Annotated in this window: 20 protein-coding genes; 11 read left to right on the forward strand and 9 right to left on the reverse strand. The window is 38.0% G+C overall.

Translation table 11 applies throughout. From position 1 onward, the window contains the following. Positions 1-8 precede the first annotated feature (8 nt). Complete coding sequence (locus tag I5435_RS19130; RefSeq protein WP_024362329.1) at positions 9-1,124, reverse strand: GAF domain-containing sensor histidine kinase; 1,116 nt, start codon at positions 1,122-1,124, stop codon at positions 9-11. Between the two features lie 214 nt (positions 1,125-1,338). On the opposite strand from I5435_RS19130, the gene I5435_RS19135 reads away from it, so the two are divergent. The 3 genes from I5435_RS19135 to I5435_RS19145 all read left to right on the forward strand — a co-directional run bounded on the left by I5435_RS19135 (position 1,339) and on the right by I5435_RS19145 (position 5,235). Continuing rightward, a complete protein-coding gene (locus tag I5435_RS19135; RefSeq protein WP_025220530.1) occupies positions 1,339-1,761 on the forward strand; it encodes a disulfide oxidoreductase in 423 nt (140 codons plus the stop codon). Between the two features lie 203 nt (positions 1,762-1,964). Next, complete coding sequence (locus tag I5435_RS19140; protein WP_229387706.1) at positions 1,965-2,804, forward strand: RluA family pseudouridine synthase; 840 nt, start codon at positions 1,965-1,967, stop codon at positions 2,802-2,804. A 256-nt stretch (positions 2,805-3,060) separates the two neighbouring features. Continuing rightward, positions 3,061-5,235 carry a 5'-nucleotidase C-terminal domain-containing protein gene (locus tag I5435_RS19145; protein ID WP_337982787.1) on the forward strand — a complete coding sequence of 725 codons (2,175 nt, stop codon included), beginning with the start codon at positions 3,061-3,063 and terminating at the stop codon, positions 5,233-5,235. 49 nt (positions 5,236-5,284) lie between these two features. On the opposite strand, the gene I5435_RS19150 is transcribed toward I5435_RS19145, so the two are convergent. After that, on the reverse strand, positions 5,285-6,115 hold the full coding sequence (locus tag I5435_RS19150; RefSeq protein WP_305068871.1) for an aldo/keto reductase: 831 nt from the start codon (positions 6,113-6,115) through the stop codon (positions 5,285-5,287). A 418-nt stretch (positions 6,116-6,533) separates the two neighbouring features. Beyond that, positions 6,534-6,704: a hypothetical protein gene (locus tag I5435_RS19155; protein ID WP_162832714.1), complete on the reverse strand. Its 171-nt coding sequence runs from the start codon at positions 6,702-6,704 to the stop codon at positions 6,534-6,536. 426 nt (positions 6,705-7,130) lie between these two features. Between I5435_RS19155 and I5435_RS19160 the strand changes: the two genes are divergently transcribed. Together I5435_RS19160 and I5435_RS19165 are read left to right on the forward strand one after the other, a co-directional pair. Beyond that, positions 7,131-7,976, forward strand: a complete 846-nt coding sequence (locus I5435_RS19160) for a VOC family protein (protein WP_024362334.1) — start codon at positions 7,131-7,133, stop codon at positions 7,974-7,976. A 12-nt stretch (positions 7,977-7,988) separates the two neighbouring features. Further along, positions 7,989-9,023 (forward strand): LLM class flavin-dependent oxidoreductase, encoded by a 1,035-nt coding sequence (locus I5435_RS19165; RefSeq protein WP_337982788.1) that lies wholly within the window; start codon positions 7,989-7,991, stop codon positions 9,021-9,023. A 104-nt stretch (positions 9,024-9,127) separates the two neighbouring features. Here the strand turns inward: I5435_RS19165 and trmL are convergent, their stop codons facing one another. Then, on the reverse strand, positions 9,128-9,601 hold the full coding sequence (gene trmL / locus I5435_RS19170; protein WP_025220535.1) for a tRNA (uridine(34)/cytosine(34)/5-carboxymethylaminomethyluridine(34)-2'-O)-methyltransferase TrmL: 474 nt from the start codon (positions 9,599-9,601) through the stop codon (positions 9,128-9,130). Between the two features lie 14 nt (positions 9,602-9,615). Then, positions 9,616-10,746, reverse strand: coding sequence for a tRNA epoxyqueuosine(34) reductase QueG (gene queG, locus I5435_RS19175; RefSeq protein WP_024362337.1), 1,131 nt, complete (start codon positions 10,744-10,746; stop codon positions 9,616-9,618). 59 nt (positions 10,747-10,805) lie between these two features. Between queG and I5435_RS19180 the strand changes: the two genes are divergently transcribed. The 3 genes from I5435_RS19180 (at position 10,806) to I5435_RS19190 (ending at position 13,875) form a co-directional block, all read left to right on the forward strand. Then, positions 10,806-11,495 (forward strand): B3/B4 domain-containing protein, encoded by a 690-nt coding sequence (locus I5435_RS19180; RefSeq protein ID WP_024362338.1) that lies wholly within the window; start codon positions 10,806-10,808, stop codon positions 11,493-11,495. A 14-nt stretch (positions 11,496-11,509) separates the two neighbouring features. Further along, a complete protein-coding gene (locus tag I5435_RS19185; protein WP_024362339.1) occupies positions 11,510-12,019 on the forward strand; it encodes a hypothetical protein in 510 nt (169 codons plus the stop codon). Between the two features lie 281 nt (positions 12,020-12,300). After that, positions 12,301-13,875 (forward strand): catalase, encoded by a 1,575-nt coding sequence (locus I5435_RS19190; protein WP_024362340.1) that lies wholly within the window; start codon positions 12,301-12,303, stop codon positions 13,873-13,875. Positions 13,876-14,002: 127 nt separating this feature from the next. Here I5435_RS19190 and I5435_RS19195 read toward each other — a convergent pair whose 3' ends face one another. Then, positions 14,003-14,905, reverse strand: coding sequence for a S66 peptidase family protein (locus I5435_RS19195; RefSeq protein ID WP_337982789.1), 903 nt, complete (start codon positions 14,903-14,905; stop codon positions 14,003-14,005). Positions 14,906-15,024: 119 nt separating this feature from the next. On the opposite strand from I5435_RS19195, the gene I5435_RS19200 reads away from it, so the two are divergent. After that, on the forward strand, positions 15,025-15,903 hold the full coding sequence (locus I5435_RS19200; protein ID WP_337982790.1) for a DMT family transporter: 879 nt from the start codon (positions 15,025-15,027) through the stop codon (positions 15,901-15,903). Between the two features lie 42 nt (positions 15,904-15,945). Here I5435_RS19200 and nagB read toward each other — a convergent pair whose 3' ends face one another. Beyond that, a complete protein-coding gene (gene nagB, locus I5435_RS19205) occupies positions 15,946-16,659 on the reverse strand; it encodes a glucosamine-6-phosphate deaminase (RefSeq protein WP_337983880.1) in 714 nt (237 codons plus the stop codon). A 196-nt stretch (positions 16,660-16,855) separates the two neighbouring features. Here nagB and I5435_RS19210 point away from each other — a divergent pair, with 196 nt between their 5' ends. After that, on the forward strand, positions 16,856-17,599 hold the full coding sequence (locus I5435_RS19210; protein ID WP_024362344.1) for an arylamine N-acetyltransferase family protein: 744 nt from the start codon (positions 16,856-16,858) through the stop codon (positions 17,597-17,599). Positions 17,600-17,635: 36 nt separating this feature from the next. On the opposite strand, the gene I5435_RS19215 is transcribed toward I5435_RS19210, so the two are convergent. Both I5435_RS19215 and I5435_RS19220 read right to left on the reverse strand, forming a co-directional pair. Then, complete coding sequence (locus I5435_RS19215; RefSeq protein ID WP_337982791.1) at positions 17,636-18,727, reverse strand: S-layer homology domain-containing protein; 1,092 nt, start codon at positions 18,725-18,727, stop codon at positions 17,636-17,638. Between the two features lie 924 nt (positions 18,728-19,651). After that, positions 19,652-20,872 (reverse strand): helix-turn-helix domain-containing protein, encoded by a 1,221-nt coding sequence (locus tag I5435_RS19220; protein WP_024362346.1) that lies wholly within the window; start codon positions 20,870-20,872, stop codon positions 19,652-19,654. A 136-nt stretch (positions 20,873-21,008) separates the two neighbouring features. On the opposite strand from I5435_RS19220, the gene I5435_RS19225 reads away from it, so the two are divergent. Continuing rightward, on the forward strand, positions 21,009-22,304 hold the full coding sequence (locus tag I5435_RS19225; protein ID WP_108031334.1) for a S8 family peptidase: 1,296 nt from the start codon (positions 21,009-21,011) through the stop codon (positions 22,302-22,304). Positions 22,305-22,828: the final 524 nt, after the last annotated feature.

Consider the following 22,828-nt stretch of genomic DNA (forward strand, 5'->3'; position numbering starts at 1 on the left):
TTCCCCCCTCAATACGGTAAACGAATTAGCAGTTCAGTTCCCTTGCCAATTTCGCTTACCCAGTCAGCAGTACCTCCTACCGATTTAGCCCGATCCTTTATCGATTGTAAGCCCATAGATAGAAGCTTAGTATCATGATCAATCACAAAGCCTCGTCCCTCATCACGAATAACTAATAATATATCCGTAGCTGTGACAGTAATATAAAGTGCCGCCTCAAGTACTCCAGCGTGGCGACGAACATTATTAAGTGCCTCTTGTGCCACACGAAATAATGTTTCTTCAATACGAGATGGAAATTGTAGTACGCCCGATACGGTAACATGAAGCTTTAAGCCAAGCATTTCTGCATACACTTTTATCGCTTCTAATAACCCATTTTCCAAGCCTTTTGGTCGTAGCTGCCATATTAGTGCACGCATTTCAGTTAAAGCATCTTGTGTTAAATGTTGAATTTCCTTAAACGTTTCCTTTACTTCACTATCGTTACTCATTTCAATGCCAGCCCTCGCCGTTAATGTCACGGAAAATAATAGCTGGTTGACAGAATCATGTAAGTCACGTGCTAATCGGTTACGTTCTTTCACAAGTGCCATTTCCTGCTCTTGCTTTGTCAATAATATCCGTTTAATGGCCGAGCCCATTTGAAAGGCAACTGATTCAAGTAAAGCAAGTTCCTCCTCTGAAAAACGCACTGTATTTTTGGACGCTACATTCAAGACACCAAAACGTTCCTGCCCCGATTGAAGAGGTACTGTTGCATGATGTGTGATGCCATCGTGATCGCCAACATTCGCAGCAATTGCACTTTCGATACGTTGACATTCAATAATGTTCGAAGCCTTTTTTAACTCCTCATTGCGATAGCGGGAGACACACCAACAACCTCCCTTTTTTAAATAGTGACAATTTTTATATTCAAGTGCCTCTGGTAAATTTTCATGGACAACGAGCTCTGATCGTCCCTTTTCGTCAATAAAGAATATCCAGCCTGTTTCAAAATTTGTGCCATTTAAAAACTTTACTAGTGCGCCTTTTAATGTTGTGACGATTTCTGTTTCTTCGTTCAATAACTCAGCAATTTCCTTTAAAATACTAATATTGGAGTGCTCGTTCTCTCTCACAAAAACACCTCTTTTTATTGGCATTACTACTAGTAATGATAACATTTCCAAGTCGCAGGTGTCTGCCTGAGCCATTCATACTTTAGACTGAATTTCCAACAGATTTTGGAATGCTATGAGCGTATTGGCTGGTTATAATTGAAACATTTTACTTCTAAATTCAAAACACATATAATCTTAACAAGTACAGCGTTATAATAAAGGGAGTTTTGATATGTCTAAAAAAGAGGAAAATAGTTTATTATTTATTTGGATAGTGTCCGTCGTTGCAACACTCGGTTCTTTATATTTTTCTGAAATTCGTCATTACGAGCCTTGTAAAATGTGTTGGATTCAACGTATATTTATGTATCCAATTGTAATCATGACTACTATAGCCCTTATTCAAAAAAATACACGTATTGCGGTAACAACAGCCGTCTTTGCTATAATGGGGGGTACAGTATCACTTTATCATTATGGTATTCAGAAACTAAGCTTTTTAGCTGCATCTGCCCCATCTTGTGGTGCCGTATCTTGTACAGGTCAATACATAAACTGGCTTGGGTTCATTACAATCCCGTTTCTGGCCCTAACTGCATTTATTTTAATTGCAGGAGCTAGCTTCTATTTACTAAAGGCTTCTAAAGCAAAGTAAAGCTCTCTTTCATGTAAGTATATTGTTTAAAAGACAGAACAACATAAGAAAATTCGCGCTATGCCTGCGGGACTGCGATTCAAGCTAGATTATCTAGCGGCTTTAACATTTGTTTCGTGTGAATCACCTGCGGAAATGGAGCGGATTTTTTTGTATCAAAAACAAGGGTATCTAAATAGACCCTATTCCACGGAGGAAAATCGATGTTTCAATATGAAATAAAAGACAGTAATATCACAGTTGAGGAGCTTTTGCGAAATCATTGGCGACTGGGAAAAAAGCTAGTACATGAATTACGTATGGCAAAGGCTGTCACAACAATAGATGGCGAGCCCTTACTTTGGAAGGAGCCACTTCCAGCAGGAACCATGTTAAAATTTACATTCCCAATCCCAGCTTCTAACTATAAACCAACACCTGTTTGTGCAATTGACGTTGTTTATGAAGATGATCACTGTTTAATTGTCTCTAAACCAAAGGGTATGTCCACCCATCCAAATGATGACTACGATACACATACTTGTATGAACCATGTAATGGCTCATATGAAAGAGCAAGGCCTTCACTATGCAGAGCATGTACATCGTCTAGATAAGGGCACTGAAGGTTTGTTATTAGTTGCAAAACATCCTTTAGCCAAATCCATTTTTGATCGGATGATTGAAGAAAAGACGATTATTCGTACGTATGCTGCCGAGGTACAAGGCAATCTTCGCTCCACATCTGGTACGATTGCTGAATCTATTGGGAAAGATCGTCATCACCCAACACGACGCGTCGTTTCAATGACAGGTCAACATGCCGTCACACACTATGAAGTTGTAGCACGCTATAAACATTCTTGTGTTGTCCACCTTGTACTAGAAACAGGTCGTACACATCAAATTCGTGTACATTTGGCGCATATCGGTCATCCTATTATTGGCGATACAATGTACGGTGCACGTGAAACGGCAAGTGGTGACTATGAACTACATGCTATCCAATTAGAATTTGAACACCCATTTTTAAATAAGCTCATTTTAGTGAAAGACGAATCATAGCAACCTCATCGTAGTACAAACCTGCTCAAGGTTTGTGCTATTTTTTATGGAAAAGTTCCATAAATAAAAATATCCATTTTTAATATTTATTTCAAATTAGAATATGAATTTATGAATTAATAATTACTTCACCTATTTTTTACAATAATTTTAATATTGATTTTTCCAATATTGGTAATGACGATGGATTTCTTTCATGTTAGAATAGAGTAAATTGTCAGTCATCTGACATATACATGAGGGAGGAATTCATTATATGAAATGGGTTAAAAGTATTGCAGCAACAACTCTAGCTGCCAGTTTACTAGCTTCACCAGGCTTTGCGGCACATGCAGCAGAAACAGCACCAGCTGCTACAAAGGAAGGCTTTAATTTAACAATTTTACATTCCAATGATACACATTCGCACGCTGAATATGCTCCGCAACGTACAACAAAAATTAAAGAGTTACGTGCAGCAAATCCAAATTCACTTCTATTAGATGCAGGTGACGCATTAACTGGTACGCTTTACTTCAACGAATTTACTGGAGAAGTAGAAATGAAGTTAATGAACCTAATGGGTTACGATGCGATGACATTTGGTAACCATGAGTTCGATTTAGGGTCAAGCCCAGAAGGTCATGCTGCTCTTGCAAAATTTGTTAAAGGTGCTGAATTCCCATTACTTGGAGGCAACCTCGACTTCTCAAAAGACCCATTATTTGATGGCTTACAATTCCAAACAGTAACAAAAGACTTCCAAAACGGTAAAATCTATAACGGCATAATTAAAGATATTGACGGTGAAAAAGTTGGTATTTTCGGTTTAACGACAGAGGAAACGCCATCTATTTCAAGCGTAGCAAACGTACAATTTGCAAACTATATCGACTCTGCAAAAAAAGCAGTAGCTGAATTTGAAAAACAAGGCGTCAATAAAATTGTTGCGCTTACTCATATAGGCTATGACGATTCTGCTGATTGGGATAATGATAAACTACTAGCATCAGCAGTAGAAGGTATCGATGTCATTGTAGGTGGACATACACATACAAAATTAGATAAAGCTGTGAAAGCAGATACTTCATTTAAAAATCCGACAATTATTGTTCAAACAGGACAATATAGTGAAAACTTAGGTGAGCTAGATTTAACGTTTGACGATAACGGTGCTGTTGTTGAATACTTCGGCCAATTACATGCTTTAAATAATAAAGAAAATCCTGTAGCGGCAGATGCTGATGCAACAAAACTATTAGCGCCTTATACTGAAAAAATTGCAGCAGTTAAGCAACAATCAACAGGCAATACAGCTGTTTCAGTACTTGATGGCAAACGTGGACTTTGGGGCGTTCGTGCTGGTGAAACAAATCTAGGCAACGTTATTGCGGATGGTATGCTAGCTGGCGCTAAAAAAATTGATCCAGAAGTACAATTCGCATTCCAAAATGGTGGCGGTATCCGTGCGAGCATTGATGCAGGAGATATCACTGTTGGTGAAGTAATGACGGTAATGCCTTTCGGTAATGCACTTGGTATCGTAAAATTAACAGGTGCTGAACTCTATGAAATTGCTGAACATAGCGTAAAAGAGTTCCCGAAAGAATCAGGTGGCTTCCTACACTTCTCTGGTCTAGAAGTAGAATTTGATGGAAAAGCACCTGCTGGCAAACGTGTTCAATCCATTAAACTAAACGGTAAAGAACTTGATAAAGCAGCTTACTATAAAGGTGCTACAAATACGTTCACTGCTAAAGGTGGCGATGGCTACGAAACACTTGCAAAAGCTTATGCAGACGGCCGTGTAAGTGAACCTGGTACAGTAGACTTTGAAATGTTCATCGATCACTTAAATTCACTTAAAACAGTAGACGCTAAAGTGGAAGGACGCATTATCGCGACAATTCCATTTACGGATATTGCTAAAGGTTCTGAAACAGAAGGTTACGTGCGTGATCTTTACTATCGTGATTTAACACAAGGTACATCGGCAACAACATATTCGCCGAATGCAAACTTAACTCGTGCACAAGCTGCATCATTTATTGCGCGTGTCTTAAAGCTAGAAGCAAAAGGTGCAACAACATTCTCTGATATTACTAGTTTAGAAGCAGCGACTCAAAAAGAGATTACAGCACTTGCAGAAGCTGGCATTGTACAAGGTCAAAATGGCAAGTTCAACCCTACTGCAAAAGTAACACGCTCTCAACTTGCATTAATGTTTGCACGTGCCTATAACTTACAACATGATGCAAAAACTGGTTTAACGGCTGATTTCAACGATATTTCTAAATATAATGAAGAAACACAAAATGCTATCGCGCTTATGCAAGATTTAAAGATTGCTAGCGGTTCAAATGGCAAATTCATGCCAAGTAACAACGCGACACGTGCACATATGGCAAAAATACTATCAAACTACATTCCTTATGTAAAAGAATCGAAATAACATCAATAAAATCCCGCTTCAACTAGTTTGATAGCGGGATTTTCTATAGTTAAAAATTAAATTTGAAATTATCTGGATCTTGGCCAAAACGATGATTGCGATTTAATGTTGTCATTTGATCCATCTGATCCTGCGTTAATTCAAAATCGTATATTTGTGCATTTTCCTCAATACGACTTGGTGTCACGGATTTTGGAATAATTAACGTGTCCTTTTGTAAATGCCAACGAAGCACGACTTGTGCAGCTGACTTCCCTAATTCTTGAGCGATTTCAAGAATAGTAGGATTATCAAGCACACCCCCACGCCCTAGTGGTGACCATGCTGTGACTGCAATTCCATGCTCTGCACAAAATGCCTTTAATGCCTCTTGTTGTAAGTATGGGTGTAATTCAACCTGATTGACCATTGGCGCGATATTGGCTTTTGATAATAGTTTTTGTAAATGATGTTCATGGTGATTCGACACACCTGTTGCTCGTATTAACTTCTCGTCATACAAACGCTCAATAGCTCTGTATGTTTCTTCAAATGTTTCAGGCACTGCCCAATGCGTTAAATATAGATCTAAATAATCCATATTTAAATTTTTTAGTGACACTTCAAAGGCACGTAGCGTTGCATCATAACCTTGGTCCGTATTCCAAACCTTTGTTGTGACAAAAATATCCTCGCGCTTAATGCCTGAATAACGAATCGCCTCACCCACTTCCACCTCATTACCATATAACGAAGCAGTATCAATTGCACGATAACCCACTTTTAATGCCTTATCAATCGCCTGTAATGTTTCATCACGTTCAGTCATTTTGTATACGCCTAGACCAAAGCGAGGCATTTCAATACCATTTGTTAACGTTTTTGTTGATTGTATATTCAAAAACATCAGCCCCTTTCTTTTCCTAGTTTCATTATACAAAAAATTGGATTAAAAATAATACCATTCGTTTCTGTTATCGAATTCTTTCTGCTGTGCGCAAGGATTGTTCTCATTCCGAGGGATTTACTCCTGCTTCGCGGGTATTCTCTCCCATTCCGCGGATATTTACCTCTACTTCGCGGGTATTTACCTCTTTTTCGCGGGTAACTCACCTCTATCGTGGGGACTCACTTCAATCGCGGGATTTACCTCTGCTTCGCGGGTATTCTCTCCCATTCCGCGGATATTTACCTCTACTTCGCGGGTATTTACCTCTGCTTCGCGGATATTCCCTCTCATTCCGCGGGTATTTACCTCTTTTTCGCGGGTAACTCACCTCACCCGTTTACTCAAGCAGACATCAAATTCCATATTACACCTATTGTTTGTCTTCGGGTTCATCATCTACTTGAATTGGATCTGCAATGCGTTCATCTTCTGCAAGTTCAAGACCGTCTCGTAAATGCTCCATTTGTTTACCGAGATCTTGCAACTCTTTAAAATTTCTAGCCATTGTCCCATTTTCTATATTGGGAACCTTCTTTTCCATTTTTATCACCTCTATTATAGTTTTCCCGAAATATTAAAGTCTGAACCATTTCTGACATATTTTATTCAGCAAGGTCGTTTCATTTTTATAATAGATAGGCTATACTAAAAAGAGATTGCTTATAAACATGAGGAGGGTTCTTCCATGAAGTTATTATTAATTATTGGTGTAACTGTTGCTTTCCTAGCTGCTATTTTCACTGCTGGGTACGAAGGCGACTACAAAGCGGACAAATAATACTCCAAGAAAATCACTAAGTATATTTTAATACTTAGTGATTTTCTTATTTTAAAGAAGTAGCCATTGCGGTTACTTCTTTTTTTCGACCAATTTAACTACTTGACTTCCTCCACTTTATAAAATATACTTACTTACAATAAGTAACTTGATAATCAATCATAACTAAAATATTGGAGGAATACTACCATGCATTTTCATGAAAAACCGAACACATATGTCACAAATGTTGAAGTTAAAGTAAGTGATTTACAACGATCATTAACATACTATCAAGACATTATTGGCTTTAAAGTTTTACAGCAAGAAGCGAATCGAGCTACCTTAACCGCTGACGGTAAAACAGCACTGCTTACAATTGTTCAACTGGCAACAATTGAACAAAAAACGAGCTCAACAAGCGGTCTTTATCACTTTGCGCTACTATTACCTACACGCCGTGATTTAGCTAATATCATTACGCATTTCCGTCAATCAGGTGTTTACTTTGGTGCCTCTGATCATGATGTAAGTGAAGCACTTTATTTACGTGATCCAGATGAAAATGGTATTGAAATTTATGTAGATCGTCCTGAAAGTGACTGGACTTGGCGCTCAGACCAAGTGCATATGGTAACTGAGCCGCTTAATATTCCTTCTATATTGGCAGAAGCTGATGGACAATGGCATGGTTTACCTGCTAATACGGTTATGGGACATATTCATTTATCGGTTTCAAGCTTAGTTGCAGCCGAAACGTTCTATACAAAGGGCTTGGGCTTTGACATTGTCACTCGTTATGGTGAGCAAGCATTATTTATTTCTACTGGTCGTTACCACCATCATATCGGTTTAAATACTTGGTATTCTGAAGGGGCACCAAAGCTTGGAGAAAATCAAATTGGTCTAAAATCTTTTACACTGCGTCTAGATAATGAAGAGCAGGCAAATACATTAAAAGCAAACTTGCAACAATTAGGAGCGCCTGTTACTGCTATTGATGGTGGTTTCCAAACAGAAGATCCTGCTGGTAATGTTATTTTACTGAAATTTTAAGGAGGCTTTCTCATGGAATTTGGTATTTACACATTGGCAGATATCGGTCAAAATCCGGTGAATGGCTATATGCCAACTGCTAAAGAACGCCTCGATGAAGTAATGCAATACGGACAGCTTGCAGATGAAGCCGGTCTTCACGTATTTGGTGTGGGAGAACATCATCGTTTAGATTATGCTGTTTCAGCCGTACCAGTCGTATTATCTGCACTTTCTCAGCGGACAAAAAACATTCAATTAATAAGTACGACGACTGTACTTAGTACGGTCGATCCAGTGCGACTATACGAAGATTTTGCAACACTAGATTTACTGTCAAATGGTCGTGCAGAAATTGTTGCTGGACGCGGTGCATTTATCGAATCGTTCCCGTTGTTTGGTTATGATGTAGATGATTATGATGCACTATTTGAGGAACATTTAGCTTTACTGTTAAAGTTAAACCGTGAAGAGCGTGTAACGTGGAGTGGCAGCCATCGCAAACCGCTTCAACATGCTGACATTGCACCACGTGCTAGTCGTGAAATCCCCATTCATATCGGTGTGGGTGGAACGCCTGAAAGTGCTAGTCGTGCGGGTCGTTATGGCGTAGGCCTAAACTTAGCCATTTTAGGCGGGGATCCAAGACGATTCAAACATTTAGTTGATGTTTACCGCGAAGCATTGCTCACAGCAGGACACGATGCGAAGAAAGCAAAAATCACTGTTTCAGGGCACGCATACTTTGCTGAAAATTTAGCGCAGGCTAAGGATGAATTTTATCCACATTACTCAAATTATTGGCACTATGTTAATGCACAACGTGGTATGCGCTATTATTTATCTAAAGAAGGCTTTGACAATATGACAGCTGGTCAGAACGCGCTATTTGTTGGTAGTCCAAATGAAATTATTGAAAAAATATTAATGCAGCATGAAATATTCGGTCATTCACGTTTTATGGCACAGCTTGATATTGGCGCAGTACCATTCAAGCAGGTAGCGAAATCTATTGAGCTACTTGGCACTCATATTATGCCAGCAGTCAATAAAGCACTCAAAGAGTAAAAGTGGTGCCAGGCACTAACACAATTTCCATGCAAAACGGGGCATCAACGGCATAACAAAAAGCGTTCGAATGAATCGAACGCTTTTTTGTCCTTCGCTTGTTATTAGTGTAAACCTGGATAGCCCTGTTGTCGTAGAGCCTCGTATATAACGATTGCGGCTGTATTCGATAAATTTAGTGAACGCACATGCTCACTTTGAGGAATACGTAAACACATTTCTTTGCGCTCATAGGCAAAATCCTTTGGCAAGCCTGTCGTTTCTTTTCCAAACATAAAGTAAATATCCCGATCTTTGTCACTAAAATCATGCGTAGTAAACGGTTCTTCACTATACGTTTCAATTAAATAGACATCCCCATTTTTTGATGCTTCTAAAAAATCCTCAAGGGAATCGTGGTACACCACGTTGACACTATGCCAATAATCTAAGCCAGCACGTTTTAGCATTTTATCGTCGGTTGAAAAGCCAAGCGGCCGTATTAAATGGAGTGAGGTATTCGTACCAGCACAAGTACGTGCAATATTGCCTGTATTTGCTGGTATTTCTGGTTGATATAAGACGATATGCAATGGCATAACGAAACACTTCCTTAGCTAAAAAATTGTAAACCTTTGTTTATTTCCACGAGGACTTCCTCATCTTGTTCTTGATCCTGCGCAGCGAGTAAAGCGTTTTCCGCCTGCTCTCCACCAATCTTCCCCAATGCCCACGCTGCTGTCCCTCGAATAACGGGTCGCTCATCTTTTTCGAGAAGCTCGATTAAATCAGGTACTGCCGCTTCCTCTTTAAAATGCGCTAGCGCCAATATAGCATTGCGTTGAATGGGCTTTTTCCCACGCCATGAGCCTGAAACATGACCAAACTTTGTTTTAAATTCCCGATTAGAAATCGTTAAAAGTGGTGTTAATAAGGGTTTTGCAAGCTCTGGATCGGGTTTAAATTCCTCATGTATCCAATTGATTTTGCCTTTATTTTTTGGACAGACTGTTTGACAAGTATCACAGCCATATAGCCGGTTTCCTATATGTGAGCGAAATTCATCTGGGAGGTAACCTTTCGTTTGCGTTAAAAAGGCAATGCAACGCTGTGAATTGAGTTGTCCCCCTTCGATTAACGCACCTGTTGGACAAACATCCAAACATAAACGGCACTCGCCACACTCGTCCTCCATTGGCTTGTCCGGTGCAAATGGAATATTTGTCACTAACTCGCCCAAATAAACATATGAACCAAACTCTGGTGTTATAATCGAGCAGTTTTTCCCGCTCCAGCCAATACCTGCACGCTCCGCCACCGCCCTATCTACAAGCGCACCTGTATCAACCATTGATTCAATACGGACATTGCTCACTCGCTCTTCCAGCCAAGCTTTTAATAATGCTAAACGCTGTCGTAATGCTGTATGGTAATCGACGCCCCAAGAAGCTCTGCAAAATATCCCACGTCGAGCCCCCTTTTTACCAGTAGGTGCGTCCTTCATCTTCGAAGGGTATGCGACAGCTATAGCAACAATACTTTCTGCACCTTCTAATAATTGAAGTGGCTCCGTACGTTTTTCAATATCGCTCTCTTCAAAACCTGATTGGAAACCAAGCTCCTGCTGGCGACGCAGTCTATTTTTTAATTCTGTAAAGGGAGCTGCCGTTGTGAAGCCAATCTTATCAACGCCAATGGACATTGCATACGCCACAAATTCTCGTTGTAGGTCATGTATGTTCATTTTATTTCCAACTCCTTACATGATATAATAATAGAAACAAATAAAGTAGGTGATTTTTTATGGAAGTCTCACTTAATCCATCGTTGTTAACGCAACTTCCAGAGCTGAAAATCGGCATTATTCATTATACCAAAATTGTCGTAGCAGAATCGCCCCAAATGATTAAAGGTCGCCTGCAATTATATCAGGAAAACCTCTATTTAGAAATGCAAGATCAACCTGTAACTGAACGTGAAGGTATTGCAGAATGGCGACAACTTTGGAAACAACTTGGCGCTGATCCGAACCGTTATCGTCACTCGGCTGAAAGCTTAATGCGTCGAGTAAGTAAGCAAAACTATTTAACACCGTTGCATTCTGGTGTCGATTTAAATAATTTTTTCTCCCTACAATACGAAATTCCAGTTGGCATTTATGATATAGCACACCTTAAAGGAAACATAGAAATTGCACTTGGCAATGAAGAAACGGGCTACGAAGGGTTAAATGGGCGCTTCAATACGCTCAATCATATTCTCTTTAGTCGAGACGAGGAAGGGCCTTTTGGTTCACCATTCGTTGATTCACAACGTACAGCTGTCTCTGAGGGAACAACTGAAGCGCTCCATATTTTCTACCTTCGCCCTTCCCTTGCCACTGAGGATGCGCAAAAGCTTCTTGCCTCTGCGGGAAAAATGTTCAACCAAATTCATGGTGGAGACTATCAAATTGCTCTTTTAACGAATGCAACACCATCTACTACACTATAAAAGGAAGTGTTTTCATGATTAATCTTGCAGAAGCAGTTAAACTAAAAAGCATTTTAGCAAAGAAGGTTCAAGAACTTATTAATGAATTACATCGCAGTTCTTTTGTCACTGTTGAAAAAGGACAAGCTCCTAAAACGAGTAATCGTGCAATGGCTGTTATTGAAAGTGAGCTAGCACAAGTACGCCTTGATATACGCACATTAGATCGACTTGTCTATGAGGCGAATATTCAGAACAAAGTAGACTTTAAAGGTGAGCAACTTGCACTTGTAGAGGCAATTGAACTGGCTTCACAACTTCGCGCTGAAGCTGAACTTTGTAAACACTTGGGCACACATGAAAAAGAAACTGTACGTATGGGCTATGGTGAAGGTACAATGTTATATGAAATTGCTATGTTCGAGCCAGATGCATACCGTGAACGTTCACTTCAACTAGAAAAGGATGCACATAAGCTCTCTAATTTGATTAATGCCAAAAACTATAGCGTTGAAATACAATTTGACGATTCTCGCTATTTCTAAACTCGGGGCGGTGAGACTCCAAACCGAGTCGGATGTGCTGTTTTCAAAACTACTTTAATGTAGACTTACAACTTAGATCAACCAATGACATGTGACCAGTTACTTTATGACCGATGACCTATCACCAACTATTGGCAATGGCATGAAAAAACTCAATCAGATGAATTGGAAAACGCCATCCGAAACTCTCTTACACCTTGTGTGTAAGAGAGTTTTTTTATGTCTATTTTGCTAATCAATTGGACAAACTTTGTTTAGTACAATTGGAAGGAGCAATAGTAATGAACCATTCTCATGAAAAAGATGATACATTAACCAATCGCCAAGGTCATCCGGTTACCAACAATCAAAATTTACGAACAGTCGGTAATCGAGGGCCAGCAACTCTTGAAAATTATGATTTCCTTGAAAAAATAAGCCACTTTGACCGAGAAAGAGTTCCTGAACGTGTTGTACATGCTCGTGGGGCTGGAGCACATGGCTACTTCGAAACATATGGAGTTGTTGGAGATGAGCCTATTTCTAACTATACAAGAGCAAAAGTATTTCAGGATAAAGGCAAACAAACACCTGTTTTCGTCCGCTTCTCTACGGTTATTCATGGTGGACATTCACCGGAAACATTACGTGATCCACGCGGCTTTGCTGTCAAGTTTTATACAGAAGACGGAAACTGGGATTTAGTTGGAAATAACCTAAAAATCTTCTTTATCCGTGATGCCATGAAATTTCCAGATATGATTCATGCTTTTAAGCCAGATCCTATTACAAATATTCAAGACGTCGAGCGCTTCTTTGATTTCTGTGCAAGTTCTCCAGAATCCTTCCATATGGTCACTTTTATTTATTCACCTTGGGGTATCCCTGCCAACTATCGCATGATGCAAGGTTCTGGTGTCAATACGTATAAATGGGTAAATAGTGAGGGCAAAGCAGTCCTTGTGAAGTACCATTGGGAGCCATTACAAGGCATTAAAAACTTAACACAAAAAGAAGCAGAAGAAATTCAACAAAAGAATTTCAACCATGCTACACAAGACTTATATGATGCTATTAAACGTGGGGATTATCCTGAATGGGAGTTAAATGTACAAATAATGGAGGATGGCCCTCATCCTGAGCTTGATTTTGACCCACTGGATGATACGAAGCTATGGCCGAATGACAAGTTTCCTTGGTATCCAGTCGGAAAAATGGTGTTAAATAAAAACCCTGAAGACTATTTTGCCGAGGTAGAACAAGCAACTTTCGGCACAGGTGTCCTGGTTGATGGATTGGATTTCTCAGACGATAAAATGCTCCAAGGGCGTACTTTCTCTTATTCTGATACGCAACGTCATCGAGTGGGCGCCAACTATTTACAATTACCAATCAATGCGCCGAAAAAACGAGTGGCGACCAACCAAAACGGTGGGCAAATGATGTATAAACGAGATTTAGCACCAGGACAAAATCCACATATTAATTATGAGCCATCAATGTTAAATGGTTTAAAAGAAGCTACCCAAACGGCGAAAGAATACACACCATATATTGAAGGTAATTTAGTGCGCGAATCCATTGATCGCCAAAGTAATACGAAGCAAGCTGGTGAAACTTATCGTAATTTTGAACAATGGGAACGTGACGAATTACTAGCAAATTTAATTCGGGATTTATCCGCATGTAATACAGCTATCCAAGAGGCGATGATTGCATTGGCTGCTGAAGCAGATGAGGAATATGGACGCTTACTAAAAGAAGGTTTACAAAAGGCGCAGCAAAACGCTTCGTCTGCAAAGCCTCTTGGTAACATTAACGGTGATAATGCACCAAAAGACGCAGTCGATAAAGGCCACGATGCCGAACCTTACTAAGAAGTGCCAGTCACCCACACAATTTTACGCACAAAACATTAGCCACAACAAATCGCGTGTAGCGAGAGTTGCGGCTTTCATATTGCTCGAGTGCCAGTCACCCACACAATTCTATCAATTCAAACATTTAATGAACGCCTGGTAAAATTCGAAGCACTTTTTCTTGTGCATCTAAAATGGCATCGACCCCTAATGGGATGGCAATATTCTTCGTTTCATGCCCTATTTTAAAACCAGCTACAACAGGTATTTCTAAATCACCAAAATATTCTTGCATTAACATTAGAAGAGCCTCATCACTTGCTCCTGTTTCTGTAAAGGAACCAATTACTACCCCCGCTAATTGTTCCAGCTTTCTAGCTTGTTTTAACTGTTGCAACATCGAATCAATACGTGGAATTGTCTCTGCAATATCTTCTATTAATAATATTCTGCCTTCAGTCCGAACCTCAAATTTTGTGCCTAAAGTGCTAACTATACGGCGTAAATTACCACCAATAATTGGTCCACGTGCAAAACCAGGGGCAACTACAGTTAATGGAGAAATAGCCTCTGTATACTGTATTTCAATCGGAGAAAACAGCTGTAAAAACATTTTTTTCGATAACTCATCCATGTTATTGGCAGCCATTAGCATCGGTCCATGAAACGTCACGATATTTGCATACTCATTAATAGCACAATGCAAATAGGTAAGATCAGAAAAGCCCCAGAAAATTTTTGGATTTTCCGCTAGCAACTCATAATCAATCTTTCCAGCAATACGAGCAGAGCCATAGCCACCCTTTACGCAAAAGATGGCCTTTACGTCAGGATCTTGAACCATAGCATGAAAGTCTGCAAGTCTTACGTCATCACTACCTGCTAAATAATCATGTTTTGCCGTTATCGTATCCCCTATTTTATAGCGGAGACCCAGCTCATCTAAAAAGGCTAAAGCATTTCCTAATTTCTCTGGCTCAACTAGACTGGACAAACATACAATGCCAACTGTATCCCCTTTTTTTAAATGTGCTACTGTACTTATCACTTTACTTCCTCCTATTCTTTCTCTCATTCTAGCATATGGGTACATGTAGCATTGATTATTCACTCCCTTAATGCCTATAATTGACATTAGTATTTTAAATTAAAAGGAGTTATCGCTTCATGAAAATCCCACCATATGCGTTATTATTACTTGCTACCGTTCTATGGGGTGGTAATTTTGTCATTGGCCGAGCCGTGAGTGGCAATATCCCACCCCTTACATTGGCTTTTCTTCGTTGGTGTGTCGCCTTTATCGTATTTTTACCGATTGCATATCGTAGCGTAAAACGAGAGTGGCACATGCTTAAAGAACATTGGAAAATTGTCCTTATACTAGCCTTTACTGGTGTGGCAGCTTTTAATACGCTCGTCTATATTGCTCTCCACTATACAACTTCGATCAATGCATCGTTGATGAATTCTTCGACACCCATCATGATTTACATACTATCCTTTATTTTTTTGAAGGAAAAACTCTCGTCATTCCAAATTCTTGGAACTGCACTATCACTGAGTGGTGTCCTTTTTATTATTTCAGGGGGTTCGTTTGCAAGCTTAGTCGATTTTACGTTCAATAAAGGGGACTTAATTGTTGTCGTCGCCGTTTTCTGTTGGAGTATTTATTCCCTTCTTGTAAAACATTACGCGGGTCGTTTACCAGGACAGTCAACATTTCTTGTCACAATCTTTATTGGTGCTGTCATGCTCTTGCCATTTTACCTATACGAAATCACAACAATGCCCAACGCTATACACTGGCACTGGTCAACGATTGCCGCTATTCTATATGTAGGTATTTTTGCTTCTATTGTAGCATTTCTATGCTGGAATCATGGGGTCGTACAACTTGGCGCGAATAAAGCAGGTATTTATTTAAACTTTATTCCGGTCTTTGCCTCTATTTTTGCCGTGCTTTTTTTAGATGAGCAACTACATATTTTTCAAATTATCGGCGGTCTTGCCGTCGTTGCAGGTGTCCTATTATCAAGTAAAAAATAAAATAAGCGTAGACTTCAAAAAAGGAGTCTACGCTTGTTTCTTTTATTTTGTACCGCCGTAAATAATCGTTACATTTGAATGATTTAATAATCTGCTAGCTGGGAAAGCTTCAGTCACTTCTCCACCTTTTAATTTTTCAATTGCTTCTAATTTTTTTTCACCAAATGCGATGAGCACAATCGCCCTTGCATTCATGATAGATTGAATACCCATTGTAATAGCATGAGTAGGAACATCTTCTGGATTGTCAAAATAAATAGCATTTTCAGTTCGTGTTGATTCTGTCAGCTCTACAATATTTGTCAGTGAATCAAATGATGTACCAGGCTCATTAAAACCTATATGTCCATTAACCCCTATTCCAAGCAACTGTAAATCGATACCACCTGCTTCGGCAATTTGCGCATCATATGCCACACACTCGGCTTCTAAATCAGTTGCCTTGCCGTTTGGTAAATGTATCTTTTCTTCGTTAATATCCACATGATTAAATAAATTTTCATGCATGAACGTCCAGTAGCTTGCTGGGCTATTTTGTTCTAAGCCCACATATTCATCTAGATTAAATGTTGTAACTTCCTTGAAAGAAATATCACCAGCTTGTTGACGCTTAACTAATTCCTTATACATCCCAACTGGTGAACCCCCTGTTGCAAGCCCTAGTATGCTAGCTGGTTTTGCTTGTAATTGCTCAGTAAAAATATGTGCAGCTACGTTACTCATTTCATCATATGAATTTACTTCAATCCATTTTATTTCATTCTTCATTTATATACCTACCTTTAGAAACGTTATTTTTAACTAAAAATGGGAAATTCATTACGAACTAGTAGTGAATATATTAATTTTACAAGTTATTTAGCTCTATTTCTATTATTTTCTTTCTCTATTTTTCACGTGTATTCTAGTGCTATTTCGGTTATGTTAATTAATAAGGAAGTGAGGCGATTTTATGAATGCTCAAATTCAACAATATTTAAAATTCATTCAATTTCAAGGATCTTTAGAGCCGTCTTTAAAGCTACTTGGTCAATTACAAACGAAACATCTACATACCATTCCCTATGAAAATTTAGATGTTGCTTTGAAACGTGACATTTCCTTTGCTATCCCAGATATTTTTCAAAAAATTATTGTTCAACAACGCGGAGGCAATTGCTTTGAACTTAACATTCTATATAGCTGGCTACTACGAGAGCTCGGTTTTTCTGTAACAAATCGCTATGCGCAATTTTGGCGTAATACGGATGATAGTACACCGATTGAAGAAGTTCCCATGCACCAGCTACTTCTCGTTCAATTTGACGGCATAACTTATATCTCGGACGTAGGTGTAGGTGCTTTAGCTCCGTGTAAACCAGTACCTTTAATTGCGCATCACGAACATCGCGAGGGCAATGAGCTTTACAAAATTGAATGGCATGACACGTACGGTTGGATGCTGTATGAGCAAACATCACACAATTGGCGCCTACTGTACAACTTCACAGATAACGGGAACGATGCCAATTTTGCACCACGTCTTTCTCAACAAAAGAATAAAATCGCCATGATTCGCACCCCTACTGGTCGACATACGATGTTCAATAATGAATTTCGGATATACGAAGGGCAATCATTAACAACTTATACAACACATACCGATAAAGAATGGCTACAAGCCCTTAAACGTTTTTTTCATATATCGCTTACTTAAAAAAGGATGCATTTTTCAATGCATCCTTTTCAATCTTTAATTTGCTGTTCGTTTTAGTAACTCATAAACAACTTCCCCATTGTGAAGTTCCTTAACTAAGCCAATACCATCTACAAAATAATATGTCTTCACTACATCAATATATTTAAAGCTTTCTTCTAATATTGCTACATTTTTATAGTTAACACCACCTGCTCGAACTGTTCCATCCGTCGTTTGGACGGTAATGCGATTGCCGTTTACAGGACGTTCATCGTCTTCATGAACTATCACGCCTATTCTTAGTGGGAGCCCTATATAAAAATCGTAATGTGAGCTATACTCCTGAGCGATTGCTTGCGCATATACTGAGCCATCATAATATAATAATTCATCATAAAACGGCTTATTATTAGTCATATTCGTAATTGTCCAAACATCATTTTTATTATCATTATGACTATATTGATAATTTAATGTATATCTTAGACCATCATCAGGTGAATAATAGGCATAAGTATAGGTATAGGCAGGGTCCTTTAATAAATTAGGATTTGAAAGAGTTAATGCACGAGCTACGAATGCTGAAAAATGGGCTCTTGTTAATGGCAATTTTGGTTTAAATGAGCCATCTTGATAACCGCTCGTAATATTATTGTTCGCTACCGCTAAAATTTCTTTATAGCCCGGTGTCTTTTCTGTAACATCTGTAAAGTAATATGGGCTCGTCGTTCCCTTTAATTTAAAAGCTCGTTGCAAAACAATAGCCATATCTGCTCTCGTCAACGTACCGTTTGGATTAAACTTTTTAGCTGCATCAAATATTCCAGCATTTTGTGTCGCAGCAATCTCCTTATAGTAAATATGAGATGTCGATACATCTTGATACTTCGGATTTTTTACATTCGTTGTTTTTAAAGCTAACGCACGTGTTATCATAACAGCTACCTGTGCCCTTGTGACATACTCATTTGGCTTAAAAGTGCCATTAGGATACCCTTTAATAATCCCACGCTCTACTAAATAATCTATTTCCGTACTTAACGTATTGTCCGAAGATACATCTTTAAAACTAGCTGCATAAACAGGCTGAATCTGGAGTAACCCTAAAATTAAAACTACAATCAACATCTTACTTATTTTTTTCATACTTTTCCCCCTATATTTACTTCCATCTTCGTTATCCTATTCATCAAGTAAAATAAATATTAACTAAAAGCTGTTTTGAAGAGTTGCCTTGCATTAGTGTCCATATACCCAAGTCTTTATACATTTACACTTCTAATCGTGTACATAGCAAAACGCCCCTGCAATACGTTGCAAGGGGGGTTAATAGGTCATTTAAGTTTTGTAGTTTTTATATAAATCAAAGCCTAGCAAATTATCACTCTAGCTTCCCTTATTAGTAAGAGGGTTTATTTACTTCATCAACGCCATTCCCTATTCGCCTTCTACGAAACTACTTCCACAAGCATTTAGTAGAAATATCTTTTTTATACATAATATACCTAAATAAACATTTGAAATATATTATACCATAAAACGAAATTCTTGTTTCGGAGTAAAATGAAAAAATATGGATTTGCAATATCCGCTAATCTTGTAATTTTTCACACCATTTCAATATGGGTTGCATTTAATTCTTATAATCCCCCTTGATGTTTAACTACCTCTTGTAATAAGACGATTCCTTATAAAATAAAAAAGAGTTCTCAAATTAATGAGAACCTTAATACATATGCAATTTTTTAGCCCTAAGGCAATTGGCGTTTAATCCCGGTTGCTAAATCTTTAATGCGAGAATTATGCCCGCTGAGGCTCAATATAAAGCCTAGAAAAGTACATGCTGCTACGTTTATCTTATCCAAGAAAATGGCAATTTTTTGGTTGTGAAGTGCCTCACATTTCGAGTTTGAAAAACACTGTTCCTCAATCATAAGATAGAGCCACTACCTTCTACCACTCTTGCCTTTTATAAAACTGGTGGATGAATTGGAACAGATATAATTATTACTGCAGCACTCAGTATTAAGATTGATAATCCAACATTTTTCTTCATATTCACACTCTCCTTTAGATTTCAATAAATTGCATAGCTTTCTCAAACTGCTTTTCTTGTCGATAATACTCTCCCAATAAATTAGAGAATTGTTGGTGCAATTCTTTTAATTCTTCATTATCTGCTGTAAATGGAATTAACCTCCCTTCTAAAAAATCCATTGCTTTCTTTTTTTCTTCTCCTAGCAAATATAAATAAAAAGTAGCAAATAAATTAAAACTTATTTTTTTCTTATTTTTTGCTTCTTCCTTTAGAATAGTAAAGGTTTTTATACTTTTTTCCGTTTGTTCTAAGCGAAATTGTGTAACACCTAAATTATATAAGCAAAGCAGATAATGATCACAGTTCTTTGACATTAAAGAAGCGCTTTTTTCAAAGTAAATTAATGCATTTTCATATTCCCATCTCATTTGGTACAAATCCCCCAAATTGTGATATATAGCAGGTAATAGCTGCTGTTGCTGTAATAGCTCCACATTTCTCACTAAATGTTCATAGATTTCGATTGCTTCATGAAACACTTTTCCTCGAGAGTAGTTGAGTGCCAGAGACATTAATGTATAAACAATTCTTTTAAAATTAAATTGGTCCTTATAGAATTGAAGAGCTTTTTTCCCATAAATAATTGCTTGGCTTGGTTCTTCTAACCGCCCTTTTATTAAAGCGAAATGATAGTAAAACTCTCCTTCTAGTGATCCTAGTTCTGGATGTATTTGAAGTATTTGAGTTAGTTCTTTAGCTGCTTCCTCATATTTACCTTTTGTAATTAAAACTAATGCATAATAATATGAATGTAAATACCTTTCATGTTGGGAAAAATTTTGTCGGTGGGCATTTAGCCATCTTAATTGATTGTCTGCTAATTTATGCTCTTTAACAAACACATAATAACGTAACTTATAAAGTTCATATAAATAAATAGATTCTGTAAAACCTATTATTTCTTCATATTCTTTTAATCTGCTCATTGTCTCTTTTACTTTCTCATTCTCTAGGTAATTTATATGTTTTTGTAAATCATTTAATAGACAAATAATATTTTGTTCGTTATTCTCTACATCGTGAATACTAATATTTAATCGTTCTAGCAGTAGACGTATTGTCTCGCTATTTGCTTCTTTATTATTATTCTCAATTTTACTTAAATGAGGAATCGAGCAAATCCCCATCGCCACTGAATTCTGTGTCATTCCTAGCTTTGTACGATAGTACTTAATTAATGAACCTATCTTCATTTTCATAACCTCCCGTATAGAATGACTATATTTTACATTTATTATAATCATAATTTTCCCAATAATCAAAAAACCTAAATTATGGTAGATTCAAATTGTAATACTATAACTTACATTTGAAAAGGGGATGGAATGAATGAAAAAAATGAAAAGTACGTTGCTAAGTCTTTTGATTGCAGGATCAGTAATAAATCCGGTGTACGCAACAGCGATGAATAGCGAAGATAGCTCAGGAAACGACGGTGGTCAGGAGAAATTCCGTGTTTATGTTGAGACAAACAAAAAATCAGAAAAATCAACATTAAAAAATCAATATTCTGTTCGTTGGGAATTAACAGAGAACGGATTTTCAACTGATATGAATGAAAAACAATTCGAAGCATTACAGAAAAATAAAAATTACACAGTTACAAAAGTTCCTATCGTTACATTAGATACGATAGGTTTGGAAGACGATAGTATGGTAGAAAATGAAACCCTAGATTTGGTAACTTCTTTAAGAGCTTCTCAACAAATACCTTGGGGAATTAAAGCAATTTATAACAATGATACTTTAACATCTACAACTGGAGGAAGTGACATTAATATTGCTGTACTCGATACGGGTGTAAATACTTCTCATCCTGACCTTGTCAATAACGTAGAGCAATGTAAAGACTTTACAGGTGCGACAACACCCATTAACAACAGCTGTACAGACAGAAACGGACATGGTACACATGTTGCTGGTACGGCCTTAGCTGATGGTGGAAGCGATCAAGCAGGCGTTTACGGTGTAGCTCCAAATGCTGATCTTTGGGCTTACAAAGTGTTATTAGATAGCGGTTCTGGATACTCAGATGATATTGCTGCTGCTATTCGACATGCAGCAGATCAAGCAACAGCTACTGGTACCAAAACTATTATTAGTATGTCTCTAGGTTCTTCAGCGAATAATAGCCTCATTTCAAGTGCTGTCAATTACGCATATAGTAAAGGAGTTCTAATAGTAGCTGCAGCTGGTAATTCAGGCTATGCGCAAGGAACAATTGGTTATCCGGGGGCATTACCAAATGCAATCGCCGTTGCAGCTTTAGAAAATGTACAACAAAATGGGACTTATCGTGTAGCTGATTACTCTTCACGTGGTTATATATCTACAGCTGGAGATTATGTAATCCAGGAAGGTGATATTGAAATCTCAGCTCCTGGCTCATCCGTTTATTCTACATGGTATAATGGCGGTTATAATACAATTAGCGGCACATCAATGGCTACTCCTCATGTCTCTGGTTTAGCAGCAAAAATTTGGGCTGAAAATCCGTCATTGTCTAACACGCAACTACGTTCTAACTTACAAGCGAGAGCACAATCAGTAGATATTAAAGGTGGTTATGGAGCTGCTATAGGTGATGACTACGCTTCAGGATTTGGATTTGCTCGCGTTCAATAATTTTAAAAGGTGAAGCATACTAACATTAGTAATACAAACCATCGCTTTGGTTTGTATTACTATTTTCTTGGTTCTAAACGTATTCACCAGTACCCCTATTACCTCCAAGTAGTATTATAGCTTCGCTTGAACTTATGCACATCATTTAAAAGAAACAATTGAAGAGAACGATCAATTGGCAATCGATACTTTTACAGAAATGTATCAGGAGAATAACAATTAACACCTCACAATGTACAAATTAAATCCAATTAAAAAAGCCCATGTTTATTTTTCAAACATGAGCTTTTTTAGTTTGCTCTCATTTATCAATCACATTTTCTCGGATTGCAGCTTGTGTAAAATGAACCTGCCTGTGTGTAAAATATGTGTAAAAAGATTTCGATTCTTATCGTAACCCAAGAAATGGAAAAAGCTCACAAACCCTTTTCTATCAAGGTTTGTGAGCTTTCTAATCTTACTAAACGTAACGTATATGTACGTGATGATACCGGTGGTCGGGGTAAATATATACCCTATAAGTA

It is taken from the genome of Lysinibacillus sp. C5.1 (genome assembly GCF_016350185.1).
GTDB lineage: Bacteria > Bacillota > Bacilli > Bacillales_A > Planococcaceae > Lysinibacillus > Lysinibacillus sphaericus.

Excerpts from the sequence above, each read along its gene's own strand:
- I5435_RS19135 (WP_025220530.1), top strand. The coding sequence starts at position 1,339 with ATGTCTAAAAAAGAGGAAAATAGTTTATTATTTATTTGGATAGTGTCC.
- I5435_RS19140 (WP_229387706.1), top strand. The coding sequence starts at position 1,965 with ATGTTTCAATATGAAATAAAAGACAGTAATATCACAGTTGAGGAGCTT.
- I5435_RS19145 (WP_337982787.1), top strand. The coding sequence starts at position 3,061 with ATGAAATGGGTTAAAAGTATTGCAGCAACAACTCTAGCTGCCAGTTTA.
- I5435_RS19155 (WP_162832714.1), bottom strand. The coding sequence starts at position 6,704 with ATGGAAAAGAAGGTTCCCAATATAGAAAATGGGACAATGGCTAGAAAT.
- I5435_RS19160 (WP_024362334.1), top strand. The coding sequence starts at position 7,131 with ATGCATTTTCATGAAAAACCGAACACATATGTCACAAATGTTGAAGTT.
- I5435_RS19165 (WP_337982788.1), top strand. The coding sequence starts at position 7,989 with ATGGAATTTGGTATTTACACATTGGCAGATATCGGTCAAAATCCGGTG.
- trmL (WP_025220535.1), bottom strand. The coding sequence starts at position 9,601 with ATGCCATTGCATATCGTCTTATATCAACCAGAAATACCAGCAAATACA.
- queG (WP_024362337.1), bottom strand. The coding sequence starts at position 10,746 with ATGAACATACATGACCTACAACGAGAATTTGTGGCGTATGCAATGTCC.
- I5435_RS19180 (WP_024362338.1), top strand. The coding sequence starts at position 10,806 with ATGGAAGTCTCACTTAATCCATCGTTGTTAACGCAACTTCCAGAGCTG.
- I5435_RS19185 (WP_024362339.1), top strand. The coding sequence starts at position 11,510 with ATGATTAATCTTGCAGAAGCAGTTAAACTAAAAAGCATTTTAGCAAAG.
- I5435_RS19190 (WP_024362340.1), top strand. The coding sequence starts at position 12,301 with ATGAACCATTCTCATGAAAAAGATGATACATTAACCAATCGCCAAGGT.
- I5435_RS19200 (WP_337982790.1), top strand. The coding sequence starts at position 15,025 with ATGAAAATCCCACCATATGCGTTATTATTACTTGCTACCGTTCTATGG.
- I5435_RS19210 (WP_024362344.1), top strand. The coding sequence starts at position 16,856 with ATGAATGCTCAAATTCAACAATATTTAAAATTCATTCAATTTCAAGGA.
- I5435_RS19215 (WP_337982791.1), bottom strand. The coding sequence starts at position 18,727 with ATGAAAAAAATAAGTAAGATGTTGATTGTAGTTTTAATTTTAGGGTTA.
- I5435_RS19220 (WP_024362346.1), bottom strand. The coding sequence starts at position 20,872 with ATGAAGATAGGTTCATTAATTAAGTACTATCGTACAAAGCTAGGAATG.
- I5435_RS19225 (WP_108031334.1), top strand. The coding sequence starts at position 21,009 with ATGAAAAAAATGAAAAGTACGTTGCTAAGTCTTTTGATTGCAGGATCA.